The 12,895-nt window shown below is 44.0% G+C and carries 11 protein-coding genes and 1 tRNA gene; 9 read left to right on the top strand and 3 right to left on the bottom strand.

Features of this window, described 5'->3' with window-relative positions; genetic code table 11:
* The first annotated feature begins 16 nt into the window (after positions 1-16).
* The 5 genes from cbiQ to GX348_03715 all read left to right on the top strand — a co-directional run bounded on the left by cbiQ (position 17) and on the right by GX348_03715 (position 4,419).
* On the top strand, positions 17-778 hold the full coding sequence (cbiQ, locus tag GX348_03735) for a cobalt ECF transporter T component CbiQ (GenBank protein NLP41298.1): 762 nt from the start codon (positions 17-19) through the stop codon (positions 776-778).
* Between the two features lie 46 nt (positions 779-824).
* Complete coding sequence (locus GX348_03730; GenBank protein ID NLP41297.1) at positions 825-1,655, top strand: ABC transporter ATP-binding protein; 831 nt, start codon at positions 825-827, stop codon at positions 1,653-1,655.
* A 121-nt stretch (positions 1,656-1,776) separates the two neighbouring features.
* Positions 1,777-1,995, top strand: a complete 219-nt coding sequence (locus tag GX348_03725) for a ferrous iron transport protein A (GenBank protein NLP41296.1) — start codon at positions 1,777-1,779, stop codon at positions 1,993-1,995.
* 15 nt (positions 1,996-2,010) lie between these two features.
* Complete coding sequence (gene feoB / locus GX348_03720; protein NLP41295.1) at positions 2,011-3,855, top strand: ferrous iron transport protein B; 1,845 nt, start codon at positions 2,011-2,013, stop codon at positions 3,853-3,855.
* Positions 3,856-4,322: 467 nt separating this feature from the next.
* Positions 4,323-4,419, top strand: a tRNA-Sec gene (locus GX348_03715).
* Between the two features lie 57 nt (positions 4,420-4,476).
* Here GX348_03715 and GX348_03710 read toward each other — a convergent pair.
* The 3 genes from GX348_03710 to GX348_03700 all read right to left on the bottom strand — a co-directional run bounded on the left by GX348_03710 (position 4,477) and on the right by GX348_03700 (position 6,563).
* On the bottom strand, positions 4,477-5,751 hold the full coding sequence (locus tag GX348_03710; GenBank protein ID NLP41294.1) for a site-specific integrase: 1,275 nt from the start codon (positions 5,749-5,751) through the stop codon (positions 4,477-4,479).
* A 4-nt stretch (positions 5,752-5,755) separates the two neighbouring features.
* Entirely contained in the window at positions 5,756-6,031 is a 276-nt protein-coding gene (locus GX348_03705; protein ID NLP41293.1) for a helix-turn-helix domain-containing protein, read from the bottom strand.
* A gap of 274 nt (positions 6,032-6,305) precedes the next feature.
* Complete coding sequence (locus tag GX348_03700) at positions 6,306-6,563, bottom strand: hypothetical protein (GenBank protein NLP41292.1); 258 nt, start codon at positions 6,561-6,563, stop codon at positions 6,306-6,308.
* A 1,528-nt stretch (positions 6,564-8,091) separates the two neighbouring features.
* On the opposite strand from GX348_03700, the gene GX348_03695 reads away from it, so the two are divergent.
* From GX348_03695 to GX348_03680, 4 genes are all read left to right on the top strand, one after another.
* Positions 8,092-8,511, top strand: a complete 420-nt coding sequence (locus GX348_03695) for a helix-turn-helix transcriptional regulator (protein NLP41291.1) — start codon at positions 8,092-8,094, stop codon at positions 8,509-8,511.
* Between the two features lie 206 nt (positions 8,512-8,717).
* Positions 8,718-9,689: a hypothetical protein gene (locus tag GX348_03690; GenBank protein NLP41290.1), complete on the top strand. Its 972-nt coding sequence runs from the start codon at positions 8,718-8,720 to the stop codon at positions 9,687-9,689.
* 571 nt (positions 9,690-10,260) lie between these two features.
* A complete protein-coding gene (locus GX348_03685; protein NLP41289.1) occupies positions 10,261-11,706 on the top strand; it encodes an N-6 DNA methylase in 1,446 nt (481 codons plus the stop codon).
* Positions 11,707-11,708: 2 nt separating this feature from the next.
* Positions 11,709-12,895 (top strand): SAM-dependent DNA methyltransferase (locus GX348_03680; GenBank protein NLP41288.1); only part of this gene is annotated, 1,187 nt, incomplete at its 3' end.

Raw genomic sequence — 12,895 nt, 5'->3', positions numbered from 1 at the left:
TGAACGGGTAATACATATGTTGTATTTAGATTATCTAGCTTACAATAATGCGTTAAAGCATGTTAGTATACATGAAAAGATATTGTTAGGGTGGGGTTGCCTGATTTTGTCATTGGTCTTGCCCCGCCCCTTTACTTTGCTATGCATTATTTTACTTATGCATAGTGTGATGCTGTATGCAAAAATATCACCGCGCTATCTTTTACGTTTATGGATGGCGCCTTTGGCTTTTTTGCTAGTTGGCTTGGTTACAGTCGCTGTAAGTTTTGGAACAATGCCATTTTCGGCCATTGCCAGCACTAAAGTTGGCAGCTATTACTTAGGCATAACTGCACAAGGGATTATGACGGCAAAAGGCCTTTTTTTGCGGAGTGCGGCGGCAGTATCATGTCTGTTTATGGTTGCTACAACCACACCGATTGCTCACATTACGGCATTTGCAGCCAGGATTAAGGCGCTCAATACCGTAATGGAGATAAGCTTGCTTACCTACCGTTTTATTTTCGTGTTTTTAGAAACTGCGGCCCAAATATATACTGCTCAGCAGTCTCGTTTAGGATATTCAAGCACTAAGCGGTCGCTGCGCTCGCTGACCATGCTGGCCGCCAATCTTTGCAGTAAATCATTCATTACTGCTCGTGACCTTTATACCGCACTTCTAGCGCGCAACTATTCCGACAAATTGGTGTACCGCTATCCACGGCAGGATATTAGCCTCATACGTCTAATAGCTATTGTAGCGGTATTGATAAGTGTGGCTTTGACAGCAACGCTTTAGAACCAGTGACTCCTTACAATCCGCTTGGTGGAGGATTATACAAAGCATGCAGATACACCCGCTATTAGAAGCTCAAAACATTGAATTTTCATACCGATTTGATAAACCTGCCCTCAATGGTATAAATCTCAAGATACCCGCCGGAAAGCGGGTTGCTTTTGTTGGCCCAAACGGAGCAGGAAAATCTACCTTATTTTTGCAGTTTAACGCTATCTTAAGGCCCACAGCCGGACGGCTCCTGTATCAAGGGAGGCCTTATGAATACTCGCGCTCAGCAATAACGACGCTACGACAAAAAATTGGTCTTGTTTTTCAGGATCCTGACACTCAGCTATTTGCCGGAAGTGTCCTGGATGATGTTTTGTTTGGTCCGATGAACTTGGGAATGAGTCTAAAAAAGGCTGAACAAACGGCGATGAAAGCATTAGAAGCTGTTCAGATGGCCGAATATGCCAACGAGCCGGTGCATTTTTTAAGTCATGGCCAAAAAAAACGCGTTGCTATTGCCGGAGTTTTGGCAATGCAGCCCGAAATGCTTGTTATGGACGAGCCTACTGCCGGATTGGATTTTCCCGGCATGCAAAATTTAAGTGAAATCATGGACAGATTGTATACCCAAGGTACAACCCTGGTCGTCGCCACTCATGATGTCGACTGGGCGTGGCGGTGGGCCGACTTGGTATACGTACTGGCGCAGGGGCAAGTCATTGCCGGAGGGCCGCCTGATACCATTCTTAATTGCAGTAATCATGTTGATCATGGCTTTGCTCGGCCGGTGGTTGGTGAAATTTATACAGCCATGGTTAACAAGAACGGTAATAGTGGGATACCGCGGACAGTAGCCGAACTTATATCCTTACTTAAAGGCGGTTTTTAGCCGCCTTTAAATCTTCTTGACAGTGATAGTCATTCTCGCCTATAATCAAATTAACAAGAAAAAAGACCTTTTTTTTACATGATAATTGACAACGATTATCAATATATAAGGGGGAATCATCATGACACTGGATCAGGCAAACCGCGGCCAACGTTTATATATAGCCCAAATAATCGGTGATACTGTCAGGGCGCAGGCGATTAGATTCGGGATTGCTGAAGGAGCCGAAGTAGAGTGTGCTGAAAAGCTGCCTGCCGGACCAATTGTAATCTGTAAAGGCAAACAGGAAATTGCCATTGGCCGCAAACTGGCTGAGAACATTCAAGTACAGCCTGCTTAATATTGGAGGATAGAAATGCATTGTCATAATAATCTTAGTAATATTCAAATACCAGATGGGGCAAAAAAGATAGTTCTTGTCGGCAATCCTAATGTTGGAAAATCAGTATTTTTTAACACACTTACCGGCGTTTACGTCGATGTTTCTAACTTCCCGGGCACAACGGTTGATATATCACATGGCAAGTTCGGCAATGATGTAGTTATCGATACCCCTGGTGTCTACGGAATATCTTCGTTTAATGATGAAGAAATAGTAGCTAGGGATGTAATCCTGTCAGCCGATTTGATTGTAAACATAGTTAATGCTGTACACCTTGAGCGGGACCTGTTTTTAACGCTGCAGGTAATCGATACTGGTATCCCAGTCATCGTAGCGTTAAATATGATGGACGAAGCAGCTGAACAAGGTATTAAGGTTGATGTTGACCTCTTGGAGCATCTACTCGGCGTTCCAGTAATTCCTACTGTCGCTGTCAAGGGTAAGGGGCTTGAAGAGGTTAAAAACAGGCTTTATGAAGCTCGGACCGGCAATGTGCCTATTGCTTTAAAGAAGCAGCTTCAAGAAATGCTTAACCGTACCGGTTCATGGGGTGAAGCTCTACTGGTGTTGGAAGGCGACCCGCATGTTGCTGCTCGTCATGGTGTAGAACTCGGCTTAAACCGCGAGGAAATTTATCATGAACGCCGTCATCGGGTAAATGACATAATAAAACACGCCGTCACTGAAAGTCAGGAAGGCGCGTTGCTCTCGACCAAACTTGGCCGTCTTATGCTGCGGCCCGTAACCGGTATACCATTCTTTCTTTTTGCACTATATATTATGTATCATTTGATTGGTGTAGTGGTTGCCCAAGATATTGTCGGTTTTACCGAAGAAACGCTGATGCAAGGTATGTATGAACCAGCAATTCGTGATTTTATTGGTCGATTTATTAGTGAGGAATCCATATTGGGCGCTGTCCTGATTGGAGAATTTGGTCTTTTGACCATGACGGTAACCTATATACTAGGACTGCTGCTGCCGCTGGTTGTTGGGTTTTATCTAATATTATCGGTAATGGAAGACTCGGGATACTTGCCTCGTCTAGCCACACTGGTAGATAGAGTGATGAACTCTATTGGTCTTAACGGCCGTGCAATTATTCCGCTGATTTTAGGGTTTGGCTGTGTAACTATGGCTACGATTACGACCCGAATTCTGGGTACTCAGCGTGAACGGACAATTGCTACCGCTGTACTGGGATTAGCTATTCCATGTTCGGCGCAACTGGGTGTAATTGCCGGAATGCTTGCCGGACTTGGTACGAAGTATATTTTGATTTATGTAACAGTAATGGTTGTTATCTTAGGCTTAGTCGGGAAAATTCTTCATAAAGTGTTACCCGGTGAGTCGTCTGATCTGCTGATCGACTTGCCGCCGATAAGACTGCCGAGGGTCAAAAATGTACTCAAAAAGACGGTGGTTAAGTCCTATGCCTTTCTGGAAGAAGCCGCACCGCTTTTCGCGCTAGGAGCACTAATAATCAGTTCATTGCAGTTAACAGGCTTATTGGCTACAATTCAAAATCTCTTTGCGCCGATTACCGAAGGTATGCTGCTACTGCCACGTGAAACGGCTACCGCCTTTATCATGGGCATGATTCGTCGTGACTTCGGCGCAGCCGGTTTATCCGGCATGGTGCTGACTCCGGAACAAACACTGATTTCGCTTATTGCCATTACGCTGTTTGTACCTTGCATCGCTTCAATCATCGTAATGTTCAAAGAACGTGGTACTCGCGAAGGGACGCTAATTTGGATTGGTTCCTGGGTTGCTGCATTTATAGTCGGCGGTATTGTAGCTCATATCATTATGTAATATCGAGGTGAAACAGATGGAACGGCCAAAATGCCCTCAATGCGGCTTTAAAATTACCACACCAGGGATCATTCGCTGTCCACGCTGTTATAAACTGTTGCTCACCTCATGCGACGGCAACTGCAGCAATTGCAAAAAAAGTAGTAAATGTTTGAGTTAAGGCAGCCTTTGGCTGCCTTTTTTGTCTGCCAGAATTAATACATACGAGCTCTGGTGAATAAACGCAACTAGCGGCTTGCGCTTTTGCGAAAGCCGGCGCATGCAGGATTTTCTAATTAAGGTATCGCAAAATGGATATGGCCTGAATATATTAGATGATGAGCAGCTTCGGCAAAGGTTACTTAAGGAAAGTCAAAGAAATTCCCTTATATTAACAAAGTTACTAATAATATTTAAAAAAGCAGGAACTATATAAAGAGACATGAATTCTATAATTAATGACTTAACAAACAACTCCATATACACATGGGGGCGGATGGGGCCTGGTGGCTCCTGCGGTCTTCAAAACCGTTTGCGTGGCACTAACCTGTCATGGGTGGGTTCGATTCCTACACGCTCCCGCCAGAGATAAATTAAGGTTTCTCGGTCGTTTGACTGAGAAGCCTTTTGATTTAGCGGGCATCATTTATTCCCTTGGGAAGATATTTGGGAAGATTCTGCTTTGTGGCGCATGACTTGATCAAATATTTTAGTCATGGCTTCTGACATTTTTGCAGCAGCGTTTTTTGATTTGTGCAGGTATGTACGCGTTACCCGAGGTGCCATTCCGAAGCCGCCGAGCACATTTGATTGTTTTGTGGAGTGCCCCATTAATTCACTTACGGTTACAGTATCCATTCCGGCTTCATGGAGCAAAGTTGCCATTGTGTGGCGAAACCCGTGTAAGGTAATGTGGGGAAGTTTATTGTTCTTCAGGTAGTCGTCAAGCCAGTGGTCAATGGTAGATGGATTATAGGGGGCTCCTTTGTCATTCAGCTTGACGAATATTAGATCTTGTCCCAGCCATTGTTTTTTCCAGAGCGTTTTGTGCTTGTCATAGTCTATTTTATAGTCTGCAAGCATCTCGCTAACTTGTTGCGAAAGTCCAATAACACGAGGTTTCTCGTTCTTTGGCCCTTTACTTATAATACCTTTACGTGGAATATATACTCTACAGTTCTGGATCGTTGCAGTGTTTGTATCTAGATCAAGGTCTGACCAACGCAGACCGGCAATTTCCTCGCGTCGCAGACCAAGTGTCCAGGCTACGTGAATTAGCAAAGCTCTTTGAGAATGTGAAGTGGGGCATACTCGCCAAAAGGCAGCAAGTTCTTCAATTGAATAGTAAAGGGTCGACTTATTCTTAGCGGAGGGCGCTTTTAATCCGTCCATAGGGTTTTTTGACAAGTATCCCCATGCTTTGGCTTGCTCAAACATAGTATGCAATTGCCGGAAGTAGTGTTTACGGGACTGATTGCCAAGTGGTTTAAACGACTTATCTCCGTTTTGCCAAGGCTGAGCTAGCGTCTTTTTAATAAATTGGTCTAAGTCGTATCCAGTTAAGGATGCCAAAATCTTCGCTCCGAGCACAGGTAAGATTCGTGATTCTAGACGCCGGTTATCCTCATGAAAGGTCTTAGCGCTGACTGTCGTTTCGCGGTCTTTGAGCCATAGAGCAGCAAAATGGTTAAAGGTCAATTCTTGAGTACTAGAAGGTTTTTGCTTTGACTGAGGCAGAAGTTTTCCGCTCTTAACGTCGACAATGAATTGTAGACGAGCGATTTCAGCCTCTTCCTCCGTCACGGCACCAAGAGAGGGGCTAACGTACCGCTCACCTTTGTGATAGAAAATTATTCTGGCGCTTGATTTACGCCAGTCTATGTGACCAAGCTCTGGACTTTTGTTTTTTCTTTTCATGCGGTTACGCCCCCTTCCTATAATTGAATTGCGACATTGATATTTCGGCAAGCCAAGCTTGGGCAATCTCTACTATGAAGTACCACTTACCACCAAGTAACTTGAAGGCAGGAAATTCACCGCGCTTTGCCATGCGCAGAATGGTGCTGTGAGAGACGGTATTGTTAAATATTATATGACGCGCATCTCCCAGAGGACGAACTTCACCGACACCGTTTGTGGGCGCGGCGATCTGATTAATGACAGCTGTAGTTATGTTATTAATTTTGCTCGTGTTCATTTGATTACTCCCTTTCTGCCTGTAAAGATATAGAACAAAACAAAAAGCGCGTTACGCATAGCCAAACAAGCCACCACTAGAGTGACGTGTCTTACTATCGCGTATCGCGCTAGTTTAATCTTAGTGTCTTACAAACGTGATAAGTTAGTAATTTAGTTGTCTTTGAGCTACGTTTGTTTATCTGAAGTATTGATCTTACGATGCTGATAGTACTATAGAATTATCACAGCGTCAAGAAGAATTTTTAAGCTACGGAGAGCTCGTGAGAAGCGTGCTATGGCAATGATATATCCGACGTTGGGATTTCATAGGTTGTGTGGCAACGCTCACACTGGTGCAGTTCAGCCCATGTAGTCGTGGATAACTGTTTCATTTTGACAAAAGTTCCTGGACTAATAGTTATCTCGTTATGCTCGCAATGCTCGCAGGGATCGGAACATAAGCCTGACTCATGAAACTGTTGCAGTACTTTAGGATTAATACATGTAGTCAGCATGTCATCAAGGGTATGATTAGGCTTAAGATTCTTCAAGCATACCTCAGAAATCTCTTCTCCTCGAGTTGGTGTTCCACATTTTGGGCAATTTGTTTTTGTTACGTTATCATAAATATTCATCGGCTTTGCTCCTTTTGAAATAAAATTTGTATAGATTGTTGGTTCTGGGCGCTGCTGGTGGTTGAAGGGGTGAGTTTATTAATAAGAGAAAAGAAAGAGATGGTGGGCAAAAGGAAGTGCGAGGGGAAAATTGTTATGTTCTGATTTAATAGTTAGTGTTGTTTTTTCACTATGATTACAGGCACTCTCAACGCCCGAAGGGACTTAATATATATATCGGTGATGAGGTGAAGCTGATTCTGGTCCGCATATAAAGTGAGTGAAAGAAGAAACGCTCCATAAATTTACTCAATACCAATATCATCCTCTGCCAACAGGGAAGAGTGATGCAGTAACAAACAAATGTGGCAAAACTGTATTTTACAATTTTATTGTTCGGGTTCCATTAGCGTCAAAAATGATTTTTAGCTACTGAGAGCTCGTGAGGATCTCGCCATGGCAATTATTTAATCGGCAGTGGGATTTTATAGATTGTGTGGCAAAGTAAGCAGCGGTGCACTTGAGCCCATTCAGTCATACGCATTTGATCTATACCTAACTGCTCATTTCGGATAAACGTTCCGGGAACTACGATTATATCATTATGCTCACAATGTTCGCAGGGATTGGCACCGACTCCCGATTCATGAAATTGTTTTAGCGCTTCAGGGGTAACACAGGGCCATGATTTCCTGAAGTGTGTTTTTGCGTTTGGGGTTCTTTAGGCATACCTCGAAAATCTTTTCTTCGCGGGCTGGTGCTCCGCATTTTGGACATTTTGCGTTTGCGTTGTCATAAGTGTTCATTGATTTTGCTCCTTTAAATTAGATTTTGGTTGAGATTACTTTCAGGCCAGACGATAGCACGGGGGTGATAAGGGGTAAGTGTTTAGATGAGAGAATAGAGTTAAGGGAAGAATGACTAGGGAGGTACGTGGAGAAACTGCATGGGTTACTTAGGTTAAAGTTTACAATGAATTCGTTGTGGCGCTTTTTACGAGAAGCATATAGCTTGTTGTACATTAGTCATTTAGCAACATCCGAAGGAGATTGTACTGAAGTGCTCCCGAAGGGGTATTGGAAATAACTGGGTATACGGGGCCTGGTTTCCTTATAATTGAAATCAAAAAAACACCACATACCCCCGGAAAAATTTTTGATAGATTATACTGCTATAGGGCTTTTTCATACTGTAAAAATCAATTGAATCATGTAGGTGCTTGCCTGCATTTGCGGTAAAATTGCAGTTGACAGCTAATAAAAAATGCGCTATCATGCATATGCAAGTAATTGGTGCACATCGCCAATAGTTTTACATTGCTAGCAGAAATGCTAGGCGTATAAGATAAAGCGCCTTCAAGGCGTCAAAGGAAATTAATAGGTTCAGAAATTGCTGAACTTATTTTGCTTTGACATCTTGAGGGCGCTATTTGTTTTTATTCATTAAATCTTAGGAGGTTACAAGCATGTGTTTGGTAGAAATCGCATTAATGCAGGCAGAACGAAGAAAGGAACAGCAACATCTTGCCGAAAGGCTTCAATTGCAATGGCTCGAAGAGGGGGCTGCGCTAGAGAAACGACGATTAAAGCTTCATCTGACAGCGACTTATGTAGCGATGAAGATGGGGGTTAGTATCGGAAGATTGCGCCGATTGGAGAAAGGTGAGCGTGTACGAGAACGAGATCGGGTTTTACTGATAAAATCGTATGAGAATGTCCTGGACTATCAGGAAGCGATGATGGTCAATGAGGAATTGACTGCTGAGGTATTAAAGTTACGCAGCCAATTGCGATCAAGCAGCATAACTGTTGAAATAGACGGTTATCGATGGTCAATTCCTAAGGCTCCACAGATGCATTCAGTAAGAAAACGATCAGTCATTTAGATGGCGTTTTGTGGATTTTTACATAAGTGGCTCTGTTTTGCGAAGAACAAAGTCGCTTATGCTATAAAATTTGCAGAGAGCTATCGCGTAATAAGTTACGACATTGGGACAATTATCAGAAAATTTATTGAGCTTAACCATATATATACTTGAGTGAACTTCATACTTTGGGCCAATTCAGCCCAGCAAAATAGGAGTGATTAACAATGAGTTCTAAACTATGCAGGGCCGATGTTCCTTTTCGTGAAGCCCTACGATATATCAACGTAAACAGCTTTGGTTCTAACCTGTGTGTTCTAGTAGCTCGAAATTACGTCGAGGTTGATATTTACGGCAGGAATCTCCCTCTACCAGGTGTTAAGAGTTCCAAAGGCCCGAAGCGGAGTAAAGGTGAAACGTTTTTGCACGATTACGAGGAAGATGTGATTTTCAGCGGCTCAGAAGAAAGTGCCGACTTGCGTAAAGATTGGTCTGTAGGCAAGGAAAAGCAACAGCGTTATCGGACTAGAGCAAACGTGCGGCAAATTAGGCTACTAATTAACCAGAATTTTGATCCTCACACAGCGCAGTTGATTTCGCTTACCTTTAGACATACGAACGCTATTGGTTTCCTGGAAGCGGAAGAACACTTTAAACGTTTTCTTAAAGAACTGCAGCGTAAATATAATGGCATGAAGTTCGTAGCTGTTATTGAGCCTCACGAAAGAGGGGGATACCACTTGCACGCAGTTGTTAATCAACGCCTTGCAGAAACAGTTTTCGAAGTCAAGCCGCTTATTGAGGCTGGGGTTGTTAAGAGCAAGAAAGCGGCGTTAACATACATGTGGCCTCACGGCATTTTGCATCAGAAGCCGCTGAGTGGTGGAGGAAATTTAGGGGCTTGTCTTGCTGGTTATCTGAGCAAGAAGGCAGCATGTCCTGATATGAAGTATAAACAATATTATCGAAAGAGTAAAAATTTAGAGCCATTCCAGAAACTGCGTGGAGAAGATGCAATGGAGCTAATTCAACAACATGGTCTGGGCGCGGAGCTAGAAGAGATATTCAGCTACCACTGTACTGGACTAGATTATATTGAATCAAAACGTCACTATGAGTTTTGCCTTAACCCAGAACAGGCTCTGCTATATGGGCCTCCTGCTTCCCAACCGGAAAAGTTACAGAACCCAGCAGCATAGAATCAGCAACCTCATTTAGATTTCGGAGCAGTAAATCCGGCTAAATGAGGTTTTTGTTTTTCCATAATACTACCACTGTTGCAAGAGATAGCAGCAGCCCAGAGAAAATGCATATGTAATGCGGGAAATCAAGTGGTAATTTAACTCTGTCCTTTCTGTGTGGAAAAAAATAGAATTTTGGTGAACGATCCTCCGAACCCGCATGTTTACTGGATTTAACTAGGTAGAGCCAGAAAAAAGGGACAAAATTGGCCTATTATATAAAAACGGCGAATTGAGCCAGAAGATAAAAATTTCGGTAAGATTCGGCTGTAAATAAACTAAAAAATGTATTTTGGTATTGACGATACTAAAATAATTAAACTACAATTATGGTGTACTCATAATTGGGGGGATGTAATTGAAGTCCCGTAGCATACAGTCATTCTATGAAATATTCTACATAAGAGGTCTTGATAACAAGGAACAAATTCTGCTGGAGGCTGCTAGGGTGGCCCTGGTACGTCGGCATGTACAAAAGCAGGGGCTCAGCTTCTCTGACTCACCAGATGATCAAGAAGGCTTATTTCAAGTGATGAAAGAGGTATCTGAGCAAAATAGGCTGGGTCATTTTCCGGGTGATAGAGAGTTTTTTCATCAATTGTACAGCCTGGATGACAAGCTGGATCTGTTAGAACTGCTGGTACAGCTCAACAGGAATGATCGCACAGGTGTAATGATGGCACCAGAGTGTTTGGTTGAATATATAGCGAAGCGGTTACCTACTGGTTCAGAGTCTGTATTAGTTGCTGAAGCGGAGAAATTCAGTACCAAACTGGTTGATTTTATCCAATCCAACCCGGGCGTAAGATTTACGCTCGTTACAGAAAAGTATATTACCTATCTGCTCTTTAACACAGTATTTTCTGACGTTAGTAATGTAAGGGTTGTCAATCAGTCCATTTACCGGGAACTGCTGCTCCAGGAAAAATTCAGCACTATTATTTGTCTGCCGTCCTTTGGCAGCAGGTTAACTCCGGAAGAGGCAGGAGGTAATTTTCTAACCCGTGATTCTGAATGTATCGCAATAGAGAATCTTGTCGGTTACCTTCAGGATGGCGGCCGGCTGATTACGATCGTGCCTGCGCGGGTTACGTTTGCCAGTGGTCCTGTACTAGAATTTCGCCGCTGGCTCGTAGAGCATTATCATATGGATACCATATACGCTCTTCCGGAAGGAATATTTCGTCCCTTTACCAGTATAAAAACATACCTAATTACCCTGTCAAGGACGACTGGTCAAGCTGTTGCCATTGGCAGGATGGCAGAGGAAGAGTCAAAGCTCATTCTTACGCAGACCAGCCATAAGCCGTATAACGAGTTTCAGCAGTTGGAAGACTGGCGCATCGACCTGTTCTTTGCGGAGGATCACGAAACAATCCAACGATTCAAGGCATCAAGCCTAGCGAAGGCCAAGTTAAAAGAGGTCGCGGAAGTTTTCCGGGGCAAGTCGGTGATGAAGGACGATATACAGCCCGGAAAAGTCGGTGTCCTTAACATATCCAATATGGAGGACGGCGAAATTCTGCTAGACAGCCTCGATACGATCCAGGAAGAAGAGCGAAAGATTAAACGCTACCAATTGATGAAAGGCGATGTGGTGCTCACGTGTCGGGGGACTGTCAACAAAGTTGCCGTATTTCCTGAAACAGAACAGCTAGTCATTGCATCGGCTAATATTATCGCCATACGACTTAATCCAAGCATCCTGCCAGCCTATCTGAAGATATTTCTGGAAAGCCCTATAGGGCAGATGCTCATTAAGAGCTTCCAGCGAGGCACTACGGTTATGAATATCAATCCCAGTGATCTTAGCGAGATGGAGATTCCCTTGTTGCCGCTGGAAAAGCAAGCGCAGATTGTGGACGAGTTTAACGCCAAACACAAAACGTACCGGCAAGCTCTCACAGAAGTCGAGCAGCGCTGGGCTAAGGAACAAGAAGCCATCTATAATCAATTCATCAATGGAGGGAATTAAGGATGCAAGAAGTGAAAAATGGAGCCAATCTGGGCTTTGAAGAGAAAATGTGGCAGGCAGCTGACAAACTCCGTAACAACATGGATGCGGCCGAATATAAGCATGTCGTACTAGGGCTTTTGTTTTTAAAATACATATCCGACGCCTTTGAGGAAAAATACGAGGAACTCAAGCAAGACCAACTGTCAGACCCGGAAGACAGAGATGAATACTTGGCGGACACTATTTTCTGGGTTGCGCCGGAGGCTCGTTGGGCGCATATTAAGGAGAACGCCAAAAGCCCAACCATTGGCCAAATCATTGATGATGCCATGGTAGCCATCGAAAAAGATAATCAGCAGTTAAAAGGCGTACTGCCCAAGGATTATGCCAGACCGACTTTGGACAAGACCCGCCTGGGCGAACTGATTGACATTTTGTCCTTCAAGGTGGGCGATAAGGAAAGCCGCTCTAAGGACGTCCTTGGCCGAGTCTATGAGTATTTCTTGTCCAAGTTCGCCAGCGCTGAAGGCAAAAACGGCGGCGAATTCTACACTCCGCAAAGCGTAGTTAAGCTGTTAGTCGAAATGATTGAGCCCTTCAAAGGCCGGATCTATGACCCCTGCTGCGGGTCAGGCGGCATGTTTGTCCAGAGTGAGAAATTTGTTGAGGCTCATAGCGGCAAGATCGGCGATATTGCCGTATACGGGCAGGAATCCAACCCTACCACTTGGCGACTATGCAAAATGAATCTGGCGATTCGCGGTATTGACGGCAATATCGGCGAATATAACGCTGACTCGTTCCATAACGACCTGCATAAAAGCTTGAAGGCTGACTATATCTTGGCGAATCCCCCCTTCAACATCAGCGACTGGGGCGGCGAGAAATTAACCGAGGATGTGCGCTGGAGCGGCTACGGCATTCCTCCGGCAGGCAATGCCAACTATGCCTGGATACTGCACATGCTGTGGCATTTGGCGCCCAGTGGTGTAGCCGGCTTTGTTTTGGCTAACGGCTCCATGTCCACTTCGACCACCAGTGAAGCCGAGATTAGAAAAAATCTCGTAGAAAAAGATCATGTCGACTGCATTGTAACTTTACCGGGCCAGCTGTTCTACTCGACGCAAATCCCTGTATGCTTATGGTTCATGACTAAGAATAAGGCGGCCAAAGGCCACCGTAACCGCAAAGGGGAAATCCTCTTTAT

Source organism: Veillonellaceae bacterium (genome assembly GCA_012523975.1).
GTDB lineage: Bacteria > Bacillota > Negativicutes > JAAYSF01 > JAAYSF01 > JAAYSF01.
Note: the sequence above shows the minus strand (reverse complement) of the source record. Positions and strands in the feature narration are given on the sequence as shown.

Excerpts from the sequence above, each read along its gene's own strand:
- GX348_03710 (NLP41294.1), bottom strand. The coding sequence starts at position 5,751 with ATGAAAAGAAAAAACAAAAGTCCAGAGCTTGGTCACATAGACTGGCGT.
- GX348_03725 (NLP41296.1), top strand. The coding sequence starts at position 1,777 with ATGACACTGGATCAGGCAAACCGCGGCCAACGTTTATATATAGCCCAA.
- GX348_03730 (NLP41297.1), top strand. The coding sequence starts at position 825 with ATGCAGATACACCCGCTATTAGAAGCTCAAAACATTGAATTTTCATAC.
- cbiQ (NLP41298.1), top strand. The coding sequence starts at position 17 with ATGTTGTATTTAGATTATCTAGCTTACAATAATGCGTTAAAGCATGTT.
- GX348_03705 (NLP41293.1), bottom strand. The coding sequence starts at position 6,031 with ATGAACACGAGCAAAATTAATAACATAACTACAGCTGTCATTAATCAG.
- GX348_03695 (NLP41291.1), top strand. The coding sequence starts at position 8,092 with ATGTGTTTGGTAGAAATCGCATTAATGCAGGCAGAACGAAGAAAGGAA.
- feoB (NLP41295.1), top strand. The coding sequence starts at position 2,011 with ATGCATTGTCATAATAATCTTAGTAATATTCAAATACCAGATGGGGCA.
- GX348_03690 (NLP41290.1), top strand. The coding sequence starts at position 8,718 with ATGAGTTCTAAACTATGCAGGGCCGATGTTCCTTTTCGTGAAGCCCTA.